Annotated in this window: 18 protein-coding genes; 3 read left to right on the top strand and 15 right to left on the bottom strand. The window is 59.1% G+C overall.

Annotated elements, in window-relative coordinates; all coding sequences use genetic code 11:
* Positions 1-35: 35 nt before the first annotated feature.
* The 3 genes from QJT82_RS38665 to QJT82_RS38655 all read right to left on the bottom strand — a co-directional run bounded on the left by QJT82_RS38665 (position 36) and on the right by QJT82_RS38655 (position 1,315).
* Positions 36-392 (bottom strand): response regulator, encoded by a 357-nt coding sequence (locus QJT82_RS38665; protein WP_035632832.1) that lies wholly within the window; start codon positions 390-392, stop codon positions 36-38.
* 122 nt (positions 393-514) lie between these two features.
* The gene (locus QJT82_RS38660) at positions 515-886 is read right to left on the bottom strand and encodes a hypothetical protein (protein ID WP_026193324.1); all 372 of its coding nucleotides are present in this window, start codon (positions 884-886) and stop codon (positions 515-517) included.
* Between the two features lie 27 nt (positions 887-913).
* The gene (locus tag QJT82_RS38655; RefSeq protein ID WP_196238221.1) at positions 914-1,315 is read right to left on the bottom strand and encodes a hypothetical protein; all 402 of its coding nucleotides are present in this window, start codon (positions 1,313-1,315) and stop codon (positions 914-916) included.
* Positions 1,316-1,731: 416 nt separating this feature from the next.
* Between QJT82_RS38655 and QJT82_RS38650 the strand changes: the two genes are divergently transcribed.
* The gene (locus QJT82_RS38650) at positions 1,732-1,926 is read left to right on the top strand and encodes a hypothetical protein (protein ID WP_245288866.1); all 195 of its coding nucleotides are present in this window, start codon (positions 1,732-1,734) and stop codon (positions 1,924-1,926) included.
* Between the two features lie 225 nt (positions 1,927-2,151).
* On the opposite strand, the gene QJT82_RS38645 is transcribed toward QJT82_RS38650, so the two are convergent.
* From QJT82_RS38645 to QJT82_RS38615, 7 genes are all read right to left on the bottom strand, one after another.
* The gene (locus QJT82_RS38645; RefSeq protein WP_028343616.1) at positions 2,152-2,961 is read right to left on the bottom strand and encodes a transglutaminase family protein; all 810 of its coding nucleotides are present in this window, start codon (positions 2,959-2,961) and stop codon (positions 2,152-2,154) included.
* A gap of 135 nt (positions 2,962-3,096) precedes the next feature.
* Entirely contained in the window at positions 3,097-3,981 is an 885-nt protein-coding gene (locus tag QJT82_RS38640) for a transglutaminase family protein (protein ID WP_028343617.1), read from the bottom strand.
* Between the two features lie 226 nt (positions 3,982-4,207).
* Positions 4,208-4,948 carry a DUF1236 domain-containing protein gene (locus QJT82_RS38635; RefSeq protein ID WP_245288867.1) on the bottom strand — a complete coding sequence of 247 codons (741 nt, stop codon included), beginning with the start codon at positions 4,946-4,948 and terminating at the stop codon, positions 4,208-4,210.
* A gap of 133 nt (positions 4,949-5,081) precedes the next feature.
* The gene (locus tag QJT82_RS38630; RefSeq protein ID WP_028343619.1) at positions 5,082-5,330 is read right to left on the bottom strand and encodes a hypothetical protein; all 249 of its coding nucleotides are present in this window, start codon (positions 5,328-5,330) and stop codon (positions 5,082-5,084) included.
* A gap of 48 nt (positions 5,331-5,378) precedes the next feature.
* Positions 5,379-5,732 carry a CsbD family protein gene (locus tag QJT82_RS38625; RefSeq protein WP_028343620.1) on the bottom strand — a complete coding sequence of 118 codons (354 nt, stop codon included), beginning with the start codon at positions 5,730-5,732 and terminating at the stop codon, positions 5,379-5,381.
* A 150-nt stretch (positions 5,733-5,882) separates the two neighbouring features.
* A complete protein-coding gene (locus tag QJT82_RS38620; protein WP_051448086.1) occupies positions 5,883-6,389 on the bottom strand; it encodes a hypothetical protein in 507 nt (168 codons plus the stop codon).
* A gap of 50 nt (positions 6,390-6,439) precedes the next feature.
* Entirely contained in the window at positions 6,440-7,516 is a 1,077-nt protein-coding gene (locus QJT82_RS38615) for a fatty acid desaturase (protein WP_028343622.1), read from the bottom strand.
* Between the two features lie 424 nt (positions 7,517-7,940).
* On the opposite strand from QJT82_RS38615, the gene QJT82_RS38610 reads away from it, so the two are divergent.
* Positions 7,941-8,141 carry a hypothetical protein gene (locus QJT82_RS38610; RefSeq protein WP_028343623.1) on the top strand — a complete coding sequence of 67 codons (201 nt, stop codon included), beginning with the start codon at positions 7,941-7,943 and terminating at the stop codon, positions 8,139-8,141.
* A 51-nt stretch (positions 8,142-8,192) separates the two neighbouring features.
* Here QJT82_RS38610 and QJT82_RS38605 read toward each other — a convergent pair whose 3' ends face one another.
* Both QJT82_RS38605 and QJT82_RS38600 read right to left on the bottom strand, forming a co-directional pair.
* Complete coding sequence (locus tag QJT82_RS38605) at positions 8,193-8,969, bottom strand: sensor histidine kinase (RefSeq protein ID WP_028343624.1); 777 nt, start codon at positions 8,967-8,969, stop codon at positions 8,193-8,195.
* Positions 8,970-9,067: 98 nt separating this feature from the next.
* The gene (locus QJT82_RS38600; protein WP_028343625.1) at positions 9,068-9,448 is read right to left on the bottom strand and encodes a response regulator; all 381 of its coding nucleotides are present in this window, start codon (positions 9,446-9,448) and stop codon (positions 9,068-9,070) included.
* Positions 9,449-10,289: 841 nt separating this feature from the next.
* On the opposite strand from QJT82_RS38600, the gene QJT82_RS38595 reads away from it, so the two are divergent.
* Positions 10,290-10,580, top strand: a complete 291-nt coding sequence (locus QJT82_RS38595) for a DUF1488 domain-containing protein (RefSeq protein ID WP_240536844.1) — start codon at positions 10,290-10,292, stop codon at positions 10,578-10,580.
* Between the two features lie 222 nt (positions 10,581-10,802).
* On the opposite strand, the gene QJT82_RS38590 is transcribed toward QJT82_RS38595, so the two are convergent.
* The 3 genes from QJT82_RS38590 to QJT82_RS38580 all read right to left on the bottom strand — a co-directional run bounded on the left by QJT82_RS38590 (position 10,803) and on the right by QJT82_RS38580 (position 13,041).
* Positions 10,803-11,117, bottom strand: a complete 315-nt coding sequence (locus QJT82_RS38590) for a hypothetical protein (RefSeq protein ID WP_028343627.1) — start codon at positions 11,115-11,117, stop codon at positions 10,803-10,805.
* A 459-nt stretch (positions 11,118-11,576) separates the two neighbouring features.
* Complete coding sequence (locus QJT82_RS38585; protein ID WP_028343628.1) at positions 11,577-12,089, bottom strand: hypothetical protein; 513 nt, start codon at positions 12,087-12,089, stop codon at positions 11,577-11,579.
* A 709-nt stretch (positions 12,090-12,798) separates the two neighbouring features.
* The gene (locus tag QJT82_RS38580; RefSeq protein ID WP_035632845.1) at positions 12,799-13,041 is read right to left on the bottom strand and encodes a hypothetical protein; all 243 of its coding nucleotides are present in this window, start codon (positions 13,039-13,041) and stop codon (positions 12,799-12,801) included.
* Between the last annotated feature and the right edge of the window lie 424 nt (positions 13,042-13,465).

Raw genomic sequence — 13,465 nt, 5'->3', positions numbered from 1 at the left:
AGCTATTGGCGATCGACGGACCGCAAGGAGCGCCGTCAGCTGATGGAAGGAGGCCGTCTTTCTTTTCCCATTTGTCTGACCGCTTCGACGATGCGGTCGGGTTGGTAGGGCTTGTGCAAGGTGAGACTGCCAGGCACCGGACGGGCCTCGACGGGCGAGAAGCCGGTCGCGTAGATCACCTGCAGCTGGGGATCATGCTCCCGACAACGTTCGGCGATCTGCCACCCGTCAACTCCGCCGGGCAGCCTGATGTCGGTGACCAGAACGTCCGCGATCTGCCTCTTGCACAATGCCAGCGCTTGCTCACCATTGGAGGCGTGAAAGACCTCGTAGCCTTCCTCGCGCAGAGCGTCGACCACCAATTCGCGGACAAGTGGATCGTCCTCGACCATAAGTATTCGCACTGGTGGCTCCTCAATACTCTTGACAACCGTTGCGAGTCTGGAACGGCCCAGCCTTGATAGGGTTCCGCGGCGACGCTGCCAACGTCGCAGCATTCTCGGAGTTCTGAGACTCAGGCCATCCTGTGAAATGCCGGTGGCAACGTCTTTCGAACCAGTTCACTCAGATCCAGCGCCTCGCCGCTGTCCGCAATGTCGGAGAATAGAACCTCGACGAAGGGATGCTGTCGGTTGAATGCCGCGCCTCTCCGGTATTTCGCGCTCACGATCCGCTGAAGTGCGGGAAGGTTCAGTCTGCCAAGCGCATTGTATTGATCGCGAAACAGGCTTTGTCGCCCTCCACGATGCTCGATGGAGTCCGCCCAGACGTCCATCACCTTCCGCCCAATAAACGCTTCTACGCCATCATTTCCATCCTGAGCAAGAAGCCTTAGTCCATCCATGACGTGTGGTCCGTCATCGACCCGAAACTGTGTAAGCGACATGGGAGTCCTCCTGTTATCAGCGTCCATCTACATCGGCGGGCAGTCGTGGACTGCTCCTCCCTCGTTGTCCCATCGCGACAGCGCCAGGGCACTTGATCTTGCATCGGCAGGCGAGTCTTCTGTCACCGGTAATTTGCCACGACCGGCATCATCCTTGTGGTTGTGAAGAAACCGGGCGATTTGGCTGCGGAGCGCCGATGTCGCCAGTAACTTGCCGACCGACCCCGCAGTGTCGAAGATCTGCCGTTGCAGCGTCGTCGGCAGGGCGTTCCATCGTATGATGATGGCCGCGCCCAGACACCGCAAAACACGTTCTTCTTGGGCCGCAAGGGCTGCACCGTACGAACGGTTCTGATCCGGATCGGGCGGGTGCTTGGTCAGTTCGCCGTGCTTGGCTTCTCTCGCCCGAGATTGCTGAGATCTAAACATGCCGGGCCCCTTTCGTTGAAAGTCGCGGCCCCTTCCGAACAACCCCCGATGGGGTGATCAGACTCAAATAGATATGGGGATCAAGGGTCCGGACAACGAGCCCAAGGTCCAAATAAACTTGCACGATAGTTGGCATCGTTTGGCGTCCAGTTGTGTCGTGCAAAGAGCATTGCCGCGACAGCGGACTGCGGTGATCCCGTCAAACTCCTGGTCGTGAGCAATATTGACCAGCGGGCGGCGCTGCCGGGTCCATACTGCTGCGATCGCCGTGGACGCCGATCGGTGAGAGTTCGATAGTGCCGCTACCCTTATTCTGCAGGGGGCGAGCGTGCTCGGGTCACAAGCCAGGGCCCCCAACACTTCACGCGACGCGGCGACCGGTGCTGGCTTTCGAGCGCCACACTGAGGACGATGAAATGACAACGCTGCCGCGCAACGATCTGGATCGTCACGATTGGGCTACCCGGGCATCCGAGGCTCTGGCGCAAGCAAAGCAGTTGCCGGCCGGAGCGATGCGATTCGAAGCCATCAGAAAAGCCGAGCAACTTGGCCTTGCCGCTGAAATGAGGAAATGGCTGATACCGAAGAAGCCAACGGCGCCCCGAAAGTGACTGGCTGACGGCGATCTCGGTTTCGAAGCGGTGAAGTGCTGATTTGGGCGAGAAGCCCAGGCCCAGAGAGCAAGACCAGAAGGGCTCTCCTAAAGGAACGGCCCCAGGGCGTGGGGGCGCGCTGGGGCCGTCATTTCATCGGATGCGTGGGGGCACTTGCATCCGGTCGCCCGTTACCAAGCAACGCCGCCGACATTCGTTCCAGGAAAGCCGCAAGTCGCGTTGCTAGGAAGTGATCTCGTCGGTCCACACCTTAAAGCTCACCAGGGTGTTGGGCCCGAACGTCTGCGTAATCGGAACGTCAGCAGCGTCACGTCCCAGGGCAATCAGGATGCGTCCAATCCGTGGCACGTTGTTGCGCGGATCGAACGTGTACCAACGTCCGCCAATGTAGGCCTCGAACCATCCGGCGAAGTCTCCTGGGGCATAGGGGGGCGGCATGGCGATGTCGCCCAAATAGCCGGTGCAGTACCTTGCCGGAATGTTCATGCAGCGGCAGAACGTAATGGCCAGATGCGCAAAGTCGCGACAAACGCCCTTGCCCTCGTGGTACACTTCCCGGGAGGTCTTGGTGGCGCGCGCGTGCTCGTAGCCGAATTGAATGTGATTGTGGACGAAATCGCAGATCGCCTGAACGCGCGCCCATCCGGGCGGCTGCTTCTCGAAGAGCTTCCACGCGGTGTCGGATAGCTGGTCGGTTTCGCAATAGCGACTGCCGAGAAGATACACGATCGTCTCTGCCGGCAAGTCCTCGACCGCGTGTTGGGAAGCCGAGGGCACGGTGGCGTCCGGCAAGCCCGTGTCGCGAATGATGCCATCAGCCGCCAGCCGCAGTCGACCGGCTGGAGCAACGATACGGCTGCACCAGTTACCGAAGCCATCGCGGTATGGGTTGATCGCCACCGGAGGATCAGTGGTCAGATAGTCAGGCACGATAACGTCGGAAGCCCGGGTAAAATGAACGCCCAGGACCATGATCATGGGTGTGGGTTGCGGAAACTCGTAGACCATCTCATAGCCGACCCGGATCTTCACTCGGCGTCCTCCAAAGTCGAGAAGGCTGCTCGACTACTTCGATTTTGTGTGTGCTCACCCTACACTCGCGACACAGCGCGGCGCGAACCCCAACGCCCTGGTGGTACTTGTGTTCCAGCCACTTCATCACAGCAGCTACAATAGAGCCGACGCCGTTTTGACGTTGACCTCCACATTCATCCCAAGCTCGTCCTCGCGACTTCCCCAATAGGTGCCGAACAGGGGAATGGCCTGGCTCGGGATTCTGGCCACCGCGACGCGAATTAAGTCCCGGTTTCCGACGATGCCGTTGGTCGGATCGAACTCGACCCAGCCCGAACCGGGGACGTAAATCTGGCACCAGGCATGAGTGGCTCCCCCACCCAGCCAGGTAGGTCCATCGCGATCCGGTACGTAGATGTAGCCCGTGATAAAGCGCGCGGCGAAGCCCAGACTGCGTGCGGCTTCAATCATCAAAACGGCAAAGTCCCTGCAGGTGCCTTTCCTCAGTTCAAGTGTGGTGGAGGGAATTTGAGTTCCTGGCGCCGTGCGGCGGTCATATGCGAAGCCATCCGAGATTGCTTCATTGAGGGTCATCAGGAGCTGGCCCGTCGGACGTTTCGTCCCCCGCGTGAGAAAGGTGTCCAGCCACCGGCCAACATGATCTTCCGGGTCGGAGAACCATCTCTGAACATAAGGTGCCAGGTCAGGCGCCTCTTCGTCATGATACGTGAATGGATGGTCCTTCGCGTAATCCTCAATCCTGAAGTCCGGGGCGTTCTCCGGAGTGTGGTCAACCTTGATTTCACAGTCGAATCGCAAGTAATCGCTCGCGCGGTCAAATTCGATGTGCGCGACGCAATTCCCAAAGACATCATGAAGCCATCTCACCTCTGAGGGCTTCGGCGTCACATCGAGCGAGAAGTCAATCAGTCGTTGATCGAAGCTGTCCCGCGGACGTGCCATTAGCTGATGCCGGCCGAGCCTTACCTCGCGCTCGTACCGGTACGTTGTACTATGCCGGACGATGAAGATCGCCATGATGTCGCCGGTCGACGAGGGTTAAGGGCTCACGATTCGCTCGGTTGATGGCGACGATCGCATTCCGACGGGAAATGTATCTGAATTTGCCGACAACTGACGAGATCTTCGGAAGGGCGTGGCGCAAGTGATGCCAGGACAGGTTCGCATGTCTGGTTGACCCATACAACAAGGGCGGCTCTCGAGCCGCCCTCGTAACTGCCTGTCATACGCCTGGCGTGGTCGCCTAGCCTTCGATGATGTAGACGATCTCGTGGGTGCGCGGGCGAAGAACGATGTACCTTCCGTGCACGAGGATGAAATCGTATCCACGCCATTCCGGATAGATCTCGACGATACGTGCTGGCATCGGGTAATAACGGACGCCCGCCGGCACGGCCGTTCCGACCGAGAGGTTGAAGTTCACGTTTGCAACTTCCTCGACCTTCTCTTGCTTCATCGCCGAACTGATCTGGGTGCGCTTCTCGGCGGGAGGCGTCGCTGTCGCTGCGGTTGCGGCGTTGCCGGTCGTCTTGTTGTCCGAGGTCGAGGGCTTGGTCTCGGCAGTCGGAGTCTTCAAGTCCTTCGAGGTCGCGGCCGAATCAGACGATTTCGTCTTGCTTTCGGCTTTCATCTCGCTCGCCGCCTTGCCGCCCGAAGGCGACGTCGTTTCGGCGGCCGGATTCTTTAGGTCCTTCGTGGCGGCCGGCGTCGTCGACTCCGAGGCCTTCGACTTGCCATCGGCCTTCATGTCACCGGTCGTTTTCGCATCCGGCTTGCCCTGCGCATGTTGGGGCGCCATCTCCTTTGACCCAGCACCTGGGGTAGCCTTCTCGACTCCCTTTGCCGCCGGTGCATTCATCGGCGCCGCAGGATCACCTTTCGGCGAAGCGGCCGTCGGAGAGTCCTTCGCCGCTCCTTGGTTGGCGCCTTGAGCTGTCGCAAACCCGGTTGTGGCCAATAGGGCCGCAACGGCCGCAGAAACCATTAATGACTTTCTCATCTGATTTTCCAATTCAAATTCAATCTATGCCGACGGAGCCGGCCATAGGGTGCAACGGCTCCGACCTCCTAGAGTTCCGCTTTCTCCGATTGACCCATCACTCGAGCTGCGCAAGCCGTCATCGACGGCGGGCGATGGCAACTCCCAGCAGGAAGGCGACCAGCAGAGAGCCAAGAGGGGCTTCGCGCGCGATATTGCTCAGGATGCTCAGCGGCATTCCTGGCTTTCGTCCCGCTTCTATCGCACCCGCAACCCGATTGGCCGTTCCCTTCACGGCGTCGGAGACTTCCGCGATAGGAGATTTCGGCTCTGAAGCAGGATCCAGGCTTTCGTAGGGGAAGGGGGCGAGCGGGATGTCGTCACTCATGATTCAATCTCCAATCCAGCATTTGCTCGGCTGCACCCGTCCCAAACGCTATCGTGCGCGCCGCGTCGGGCGCGCCAGCCATTGCGCCAACACAAATCCGATCGCGCCGGCGATCAGCATCGAACCGAGCGGATTATCCTGCACTTTCCTCGCGATCGCTTGTGTGCCGTCGCGGAAGGTCTCGCCGCTGTTCTCATAGGCGTCCTTGGCGTAGTCGGCGGGGGCATCCGTAACGTCGCGCGCTGCGTCCTTGGCTTGGCCGTACAGGTTCTGCGCGGTGCCTTTCGCCTCGCGGAGGCGGCCCGCTGCCTGGCTCTTTGCATCTCCGGCGATATCGCCGACGGTGCCCTCGAGCTTACCGGCGAACTCCTTCGCCGAACCGGCAATGCGATCGTTCTCCATAGCAGATACTCCCTGGGGTGAAAGTCTCGGCGAGCTAACTGGCAGGACCCCGCGACGTTCCTGCGCGCACAGAGCGCGGCCTGCAAATGTGGTTGCGATCTGAGCTCCCAGCAGTCCACGCCTGCCGCTCGACCGCGCCGAAGAGGCGGATCAAGATCGCCAGGAAAGCAGCTTTCGCTTCTGCGCAGCCTTGAATTCCAGGGCATGTCGTTGAACAGCGCGCTTGGCATTGAAGCTCCAGCCGCGCACGAGTTGCCATGCCGGCAGGGAAGCGACCCAGTCCTGGCCTTGGCAAAACCTGTCGTGGCACCAGGCGAAAGCAGGAATTGACATCAGCTTGTCGCGGTTGACGCAGAAGAGCCACTCGATGAGCAGGAGTTTGAGAAGCTCGCCGACGATGAGGAGCGCAAACCCGCGACCGATGTGCCCGGTCGCCGTCAGGTAGGCCGCGAGAGGCTTGACCGGTTCAAGCAAGATGACCGGCACGAGGAACAGTGCCAGAGCCGGATACGGGCGAAGCGACTCGATCCACGCTCGTACGCGCTTGAAAACCCAGCAGTTCGCCAACCGGCGAAAGACAGGTTTGAAGAGAGTGAAAAAGACCGCGTCCACCAGGAAGTAGATGGCTGCGATAAGAAACACAAAGGGTTTGAACATGCGGCTCAAGCTGGTTCTCCAATGAACCAAGCGCGAACCCATCGTTAAGTTCACGAATTCAAGCGGCGAATTCCAGGACCCGCAACGGAACCATTGTTCTGCGTCCCCTTATGGCGCGCGACCAGACCTATTTCGGCGTCCCGGAACGAAATGAGCCGTCGCTCCTTCTCGTCCCACAAGGCCTTCGGCACACATCGCAAGCTCTGGACGAGGGTGATTCGGCCCACATTTGCGAGTTCCGGATGATCCCGGAGCACGTCCGGCAGCCGATAGCAGGGAATTCGACTGCATAGATGATGGACGTGGTGGACGCCGATGTTCGCGGTGAACCAGCGCAAGACCCATGGCAAGTGATAGTGCGAACTGCCATAGAGCGCAGCTTCGTGAAAGCTCCAGGCTTCATCGCGTGACCATGAGGTGTTCTCGAACTGGTGTTGAACATAGAACAGCCAGACGCCGATCGACGCAGCCAGAATCATGACCGGCAGATGCACCAGCAGGAATGGCCCAAGGCCTACCAGTCGGATCATGCCGGCGACCAGAACCGCGATGGCGACGTTCGTGCCCATTGTGCTCAGCCAGGGCTGCCAGCCGTTACGCATCATCCCAATCGGCAATCGATGCCGCAAGATGAACAGATATGTCGGGCCCACGCCAAACATGACGATCGGATGCCGGTACAGGCGATAGAGAATCTGGCGCCATCGAGACTGAGCGGCAAACTCGCTCACGGTCAATGTGTCGATGTCGCCCGAACCTCTATGATCGAGATTGCCAGAACTCGCGTGATGTCGCGCATGGTTGCGCCGCCAATAATCGTAGGGAGTTAAAGTGAAAATGCCGATGGCTCGGCCGATCCAATCGTTTGCAAGCCGGCTGCGAAAGAAAGACCCATGGCCGCAGTCATGCTGGATCATGAAGAGACGAACGAGCAGGCCTGCCGCGGGCACGGCCAGCAGCAGGCCAATCCCATGGCCGCGGACAACGCCGACGAGCATCAGAGCCCAGATGACAGAAAAGGGTACTGCCGTGATCACCAGCTCGAAAATGCCTCGCGCGTCATCGGGTTGGCGATACCGGGCGAGCGGCGCTGCCAGCGCGCGGGTTTCCGGTGGATGTTGAACCATCTCTAGCTGCTTTCGGAGTGGACCCGCCAAAGCCAAGGCCGCGACATTATCGACGACCGGAATGATCACGACGAGCCCGGGTTCGGCACGAGGTAACCAATGACACCGAGCACCGCGCCGATAAGCGACGCGGTGCTATCGCACGACATGCGATGATCAGATCCAATGCTAATCCGCATCCGGATGTCTTGCTGAGCAATATTGCTCAGTCAGAGCCAGCGCTTGAAAGCACGCGGGTTGAACGAGGCTGCACGGTCTACGAATGCCGCGAATGCGGGCCGGACCTCTTTACCGATCTTGCAATCACTTCTCGGAAAATGTGAGCAATATTGATCAGCGGCCGGTCAGGTGGTGCGCGATCTTGGTGCTTTGCCGTCCGATTCGCTTCACGACTACAGGTGACGACCCCGCAAAGGAGCATCACATGCCCGAAATCTTCGCACGCCCCGAGCCCTCGCTTATTCCGATCGCAAGACCGCGCTGTCCGAAGTGCCAAGGCCGCATGACGCTGACCCGGATCGAATCGGACCACGGCCATCCCGACCTGCGACCTTTCGAATGCTCCAATTGCGAACTCGTCTGCCGGCTGACGGCAGATGAACAAGTAAAATCGCTCAAGACCTAGGGGCCCGAAGCCCGAAAAGGGAGTCCACTCACGCGATACGTCGCGCACGAGCTATGTGGCCGGGGTGCTCAGTGCGGCTATCGGCGCTTCGAACGTGTACGAAAACCCCGTCGACGCATAGGTTAGTTGCACGTCACCCCGCAACTGCTTGCCCAGGGTTTCGATCAGCCGTGTTCCGAAGCTGCGCTTTGCGGGCGGCTGGACGATCGGGCCATTCTTTTCGGTCCAGGTGAGGTGCAAGCGTTGTGTCGCTTGGTCCACCGTCCAGATGATGTCGACGCGTCCCTCCGGGACCGACAGGGCGCCAAACTTGGTGGTATTCGTGCAAAGCTCGTTGAGCGTCATCGCGACGGCGATGACGGCACCGGACGCCATCCGGATATCGGGTCCCGTGATCGAGAATTTCGATTCGTCGGGATTGTCGAAGGCTTCGATGGCGCTGCGAACGACCGTGCCAAGATCGGCGCTGGACCATTTTGCCTGCAGAAGGAGATCGTGCGCCCGGCCGAGTGCCAAGAGCCGGCCCTCGATGGCGCGCTGCGCGTGCTCAACCCCCTGCAGGTTGCGCAGGCTCTGGGAGACGATTGCGGCGACGGTCGCGAGCGTGTTCTTGATGCGGTGGTGCAGCTCTTCGAGGATCAGCTTCTGCAGCTTGTCGGATCCCTCGCGCTCTTTGGCGTCGATGCCGGCCTTGGCAAGCAGACTCCTTGTATTGATCTCAGCTTGCGCCAGGAGTAGCCGCAGGCTGACATTCTCTGCCGCCAGGAAGTCCTGCCGGAATTCTGCGCCGCCCGGGCGCTTGTCTGTGCGGAGATCAACTTCGAGCATTTGCAACTGTATCACCCCGGGCTGGGTACCGCACTTGATTTCCGCCGAGCGTTCGCATTGAAGCGTCTGACGGCAGACAGCGCCAAAAACCACGAGATTCAAGCGTGGCCAATCATGCTGCGTAGCTCAGCTATGATTTGCCAGGCTTGGAGTGGTTTGCCAAAAAATCTGCTGCAGGGGGGAAGATCGATGCTCGATGGGTTCAAATGCCCCGACACCAGGATGATCTTGATCGCCGGCCAACGCTTGTGCACGGTACGCGCAAGACCCAGTCCGTCCATGCTGCCGGGCAGCTGGTCGGTGCACATGAGCGCGATGTCGGACCTGGATTCCAGGATTGCGACGGCTTCGTCGGTATCCAGAGCTTCAAGCGGCGTGTAACCGGCGTCTTCCACCATGTCGACCGCGCGCATGCGGAGCATCATCTCGTCCTCTACGACGAGAACGACGGCCGGACTGCGTGAAAGATCGGGCACCATCGGATGGGCATCCACGGAAAAACGGGTGTGACTGAAACAAGCGATTGATCTGAGACAAGCATCTCGGTGCCCCTACGATCCATGCCCAGGTGCTGTTTTCACTAATTATCCGAGATTGGGCCTGAACGGTGGAGCGCGGGAACCGTCATTTTGCTGGCACGCCGACCCTGCCGCTGAAATGCTCGAGCATTTCAGCGGCGTTCTCCAGGATCTTAGCCATTTTCATCGCATCCGCGCGCTCGTCTCCCGGCGGCATCTTGCGGGCTCTATCCAGGGCGTCTGCCGCCCGGATGTTCAGCTTGCAAGCTAACGACGATTGGACTCGCTTGACTGGCCGGAATGAGCGGTTGGCTTGAGCTGACGGCGCAGGCCCACCGAGGGAAACTACCACTGAATAAGCATCGCAGCAGCGATCAGCAGCACAAAAAAGACCGGCAGCAGTACCGGAGGCACCAGCCACTCGCGAACGCTGAATTTGGAGATATCTGACATAGTAACCGCCTCTAGGTCGCGGCGGGAGCACAATGCTCTCAGTCACCGATAACAGCCGAGGGGTGGGCGGTGATGTCTAGGATATAGTGCCGATCCGCAGAATAACGAGGCCAGGCGCAACTATTTGCTGTGACAGGATCGAGCGGGGTTGTAATCCGCTTCCAGCATAGCCATTTGGAGGCTGGCGCAACCGGATCGCTCCAAACTCCCTCCCTTCGCGCCAAGCTTTGGCTACAGCACATCTTGTCAGCGTATCGACCGGTTGCACGCGAGTGCGTCGGAGACAGGATCGGCTATCGCCATCGAATATGCCGCGACGCAAATCGCGTGCAGCCGGCACGGAGGTCTCGTGCTCCGACAACTGATCGGCCCCGGCAACATGATCGAGTTTCCGAACCATAGCCGGTCATATGACCGCACGCGGCGTGCCGTACGATTTTGGGGACACGACAGCGCTATTGAGGCATCGTTTTTCATCAACGAAAATGCGCTGAAGCGAATTCAACCGGATATCGGTTGCGATGAGCCGGGCTTCCTCCGCGCATTCGATTCCAACCGTGACTTGATCTGCGCCGCCGCTGCCAAGGTGTACGTCCGCGGCAGCAGAGGCTCTTACGACCTGGTCCCCGCAAATTTTTGAACCGATCGTGCTTCTGGACTTCGCCTGATCGGCGAAACTGCCGATGTGCTTCGACCTGGCCATCTGAATACTCTCGACTGGCCACGAGGGGTAGCGGCAAAGTTTAACCGAGACTGCGCGTCAGACGCCGAGTGAAGCGTTCGATCTATGCCATTTGAAGATGGCCTCAATGAAAATGGCCGCGGAGTACTCCGCGGCCATTCATAGATATCCCGTCGTCTCTCAGTAGCGGTCGGTCCCGATTCCGACGCTCACGCCGGGAGCGCGGAAGCCGACGCCGGCACGGTCGTCATAGCCGCGCCGCTCGATGTAACGCTCGCGAGGAGCATATCCGTAAGCATCGCGCCCGTCGCGGATGATAACATGGCGTTCGCCGCGTTCGCGCCAGCAGCGACCATCTTCATTGCAGACCATGCGAACGTTTTGAATGTTGCTCTCCGGTGCAATCGATACACTGGCGGAAAGTGGGGCGGCTGAAGCGGCGGTCACAATAAGCGTACTTGCGGCGGCTACCAGAGTGATTGCGAAGGTTTTCATAATAGCATTTCTCCAAAGGTGATTGTGTCAGTGAGCCAATGGGCTCGCGACAGGATGGTTCCAAGAACTCGAATGTGAATATTTTTAGCGCAGGTGCAGGCGAGGAGCAGGGACTCCAAGTTGAAGGCGGCTTGATACCCACATCCGTCGGCTTGCTAAGCAATTGATGCCAATGCCGCACGCCGCAGTTCGTTCTGATTGCGCTCACCGGTCGCAGCACGAGCGAGGATGTTCTGCGCAACCTGCAAACGGTTGGAGGTCGTGAGCACAGTGGGTGAGAATGACCCTATCGCATCCTCAAAAATTGCTTTGAAGCTGGCAAGCTCTTCTGGAGAATAGACTACACGTGATTCATCATCCTAATGACTTTCCCTATTTGCTACGTCTTGTCGGTGTGCCCTCTCACTGTCGCGCGCTAAAAAAATCGGCCAGCGGCGTCGGTCCAATTGCCATCGGAAGTTACTCCCTACCAGCTTCGGCCACGGAGTTGCGCGCGATGGTACCGGCAGCAATTTGAACTGAAGAACCGATTGCCCAACAGCCTGCGATCACAACGATCGAACCGTGAGACACGACCTGATCAACGACAATCATGCTGACAGATAGAAACGCTGCAATCGCGGCAATGAATGTGCCTGCTGCGCTGAAGATCTCAGCCGCATCGGTGTGGCTCCGCTCTTCCGGGAGCCCCTGAGCACGATGGCGAGGTAGGTCGATGCCGATATAGAAGCTAAAAGCTCCGTAGAGCATCAGCAGCAAGATGAACCAGACACTTCCAAACAGTTCGTGTTCGAGGCGCATCAACGTTGCGGCCACGTACATGCCGCACGTGCCTCCAATCGTGGCGAGTCCAATCCTTTCAAGGAAATGCGCCGATTTGATGAGGGGAGAAGGAGCGACCCATATGGTCGCCGCGCCATAAGTGTACTTTGCCGCAGACAGGGCACTGGGAACTACATTGCTCATTTTCATGTCGTTCTTCCTTCTGCGATTACCTGACGCGCGCGACGTGGTCGGCACTCCCGTGTTGTTTGGAACAGCAATTTTGGAAAGAGTTTGCCTACCGACGGCAATGCGCTGCCATTTAGATGGAGGCGAGGACTTCGGTGCGTCGCCGTTTTGGCAGCTGTCGGGCAAGCAATCCGCTTGACCGCTACAAAGACGCTACTCCGTTTCGGGTCCAACGCCTAATCAATAATGACTGGCAATGGAGGCGGTCTGAAAAATCTGCGGTGTTATGCCTCCGACGAAACTCTCTGAGTCGCCGCAATCCCACAAGGGATGGCATCGCAGCGCGAGGTCGTACGCGCTGCGCCCAGCGGCCGATGCGAAGTGGGCTCGCTGCATTCCCGCGATTAGTATTACCGCCTCTTGGCCTGCGGAATGGATTAAGGCAGCGCCACCTACCAATGAGGTGAGCTTTCAAATGCCAAGCAGATTGTGCCGTTGGCGAAGCGCGCAGGTGTCACCGCTTCCCGCAGCTTGTCACGAGGTCTGTCCGAGGTGCTACTGCACGGGCTCTCCTAGGTGACTGAGGGTGTTACGCTCCCGCCGTGATGGCTAAAACATACAGCCAGAACGACGCTGGCGCAGCCAGAGCACTGGATCTCGCATCGGCAGGCGTGCCTTCTGTCACAGGCAATTTGCCGCGACCGGAATCATCCTTGTGGTTGTGCAGAAATCAGGCAATCTGCCCGCGGAGCTCCGCTGTCTCCACCGACCTTCCAACCGCCCCGGCGGCGTCGAAGATCTCCCGTTGCAGCACCGTCGGCAAGGCGTTCCATTGCATGATGAGGGCCGCGCCAAGACAACGCAGAATGTACTCCTCGTCAGCCGCGAGGGCTGCGCCGCGGGGATGGTCCTGCTCCGGGATGAGAACGGAGCCGTTGCAAGCCTCCGCGAACCCTCGCTTGTCATCCGTCAAAAAGACGAAGCCGTCCCTTCAGGTCTTGAATTTACGCGTTTCCTAAGCTGAGAACCCTTGACGAGTTCGCCGCGCGCGGTTGCCCTTGGGCGATGCTGCTCGGATGTGAACATGCAGAGCCCTCTCGTTGGTTGACCAGGACAGATATGGATATGGGGATCGAAGGTTCGAATAACGAGCCCAGGCGCAAATAAGATTGCCCTCGGAGCGCGCGGATAGGCTTTGCTGTGCGTCCAACCGTCCCGCCTGGCAAAAAGAGCCGCTGCGGCGGACTGCAATTAGGAACAATTCACCACCATCTTCGACCGCATCGTAGTTGCGAGCGATGGCGTCCTTCATCGCGAACCTCGCATTGCCTCGCCTTAATTGTTACCGGATCCTAAGCCGTTGCCTCACGTAAATTGCTCCCCTGGACCGGGAACGA

The organism is Bradyrhizobium sp. Mp19, assembly GCF_029952935.1.
Taxonomy (GTDB): domain Bacteria; phylum Pseudomonadota; class Alphaproteobacteria; order Rhizobiales; family Xanthobacteraceae; genus Bradyrhizobium; species Bradyrhizobium elkanii.
This window is presented reverse-complemented; position numbering and strand designations above follow the sequence as displayed.

Coding starts and splice junctions, on each gene's coding strand:
- QJT82_RS38665 (WP_035632832.1), bottom strand. CDS start 392: ATGGTCGAGGACGATCCACTTGTCCGCGAATTGGTGGTCGACGCTCTG.
- QJT82_RS38660 (WP_026193324.1), bottom strand. CDS start 886: ATGTCGCTTACACAGTTTCGGGTCGATGACGGACCACACGTCATGGAT.
- QJT82_RS38655 (WP_196238221.1), bottom strand. CDS start 1,315: ATGTTTAGATCTCAGCAATCTCGGGCGAGAGAAGCCAAGCACGGCGAA.
- QJT82_RS38650 (WP_245288866.1), top strand. CDS start 1,732: ATGACAACGCTGCCGCGCAACGATCTGGATCGTCACGATTGGGCTACC.
- QJT82_RS38640 (WP_028343617.1), bottom strand. CDS start 3,981: ATGGCGATCTTCATCGTCCGGCATAGTACAACGTACCGGTACGAGCGC.
- QJT82_RS38635 (WP_245288867.1), bottom strand. CDS start 4,948: ATGGTTTCTGCGGCCGTTGCGGCCCTATTGGCCACAACCGGGTTTGCG.
- QJT82_RS38630 (WP_028343619.1), bottom strand. CDS start 5,330: ATGAGTGACGACATCCCGCTCGCCCCCTTCCCCTACGAAAGCCTGGAT.
- QJT82_RS38625 (WP_028343620.1), bottom strand. CDS start 5,732: ATGGAGAACGATCGCATTGCCGGTTCGGCGAAGGAGTTCGCCGGTAAG.
- QJT82_RS38620 (WP_051448086.1), bottom strand. CDS start 6,389: ATGTTCAAACCCTTTGTGTTTCTTATCGCAGCCATCTACTTCCTGGTG.
- QJT82_RS38615 (WP_028343622.1), bottom strand. CDS start 7,516: ATGGTTCAACATCCACCGGAAACCCGCGCGCTGGCAGCGCCGCTCGCC.
- QJT82_RS38610 (WP_028343623.1), top strand. CDS start 7,941: ATGCCCGAAATCTTCGCACGCCCCGAGCCCTCGCTTATTCCGATCGCA.
- QJT82_RS38605 (WP_028343624.1), bottom strand. CDS start 8,969: ATGCTCGAAGTTGATCTCCGCACAGACAAGCGCCCGGGCGGCGCAGAA.
- QJT82_RS38600 (WP_028343625.1), bottom strand. CDS start 9,448: ATGGTGCCCGATCTTTCACGCAGTCCGGCCGTCGTTCTCGTCGTAGAG.
- QJT82_RS38590 (WP_028343627.1), bottom strand. CDS start 11,117: ATGAAAACCTTCGCAATCACTCTGGTAGCCGCCGCAAGTACGCTTATT.
- QJT82_RS38585 (WP_028343628.1), bottom strand. CDS start 12,089: ATGAAAATGAGCAATGTAGTTCCCAGTGCCCTGTCTGCGGCAAAGTAC.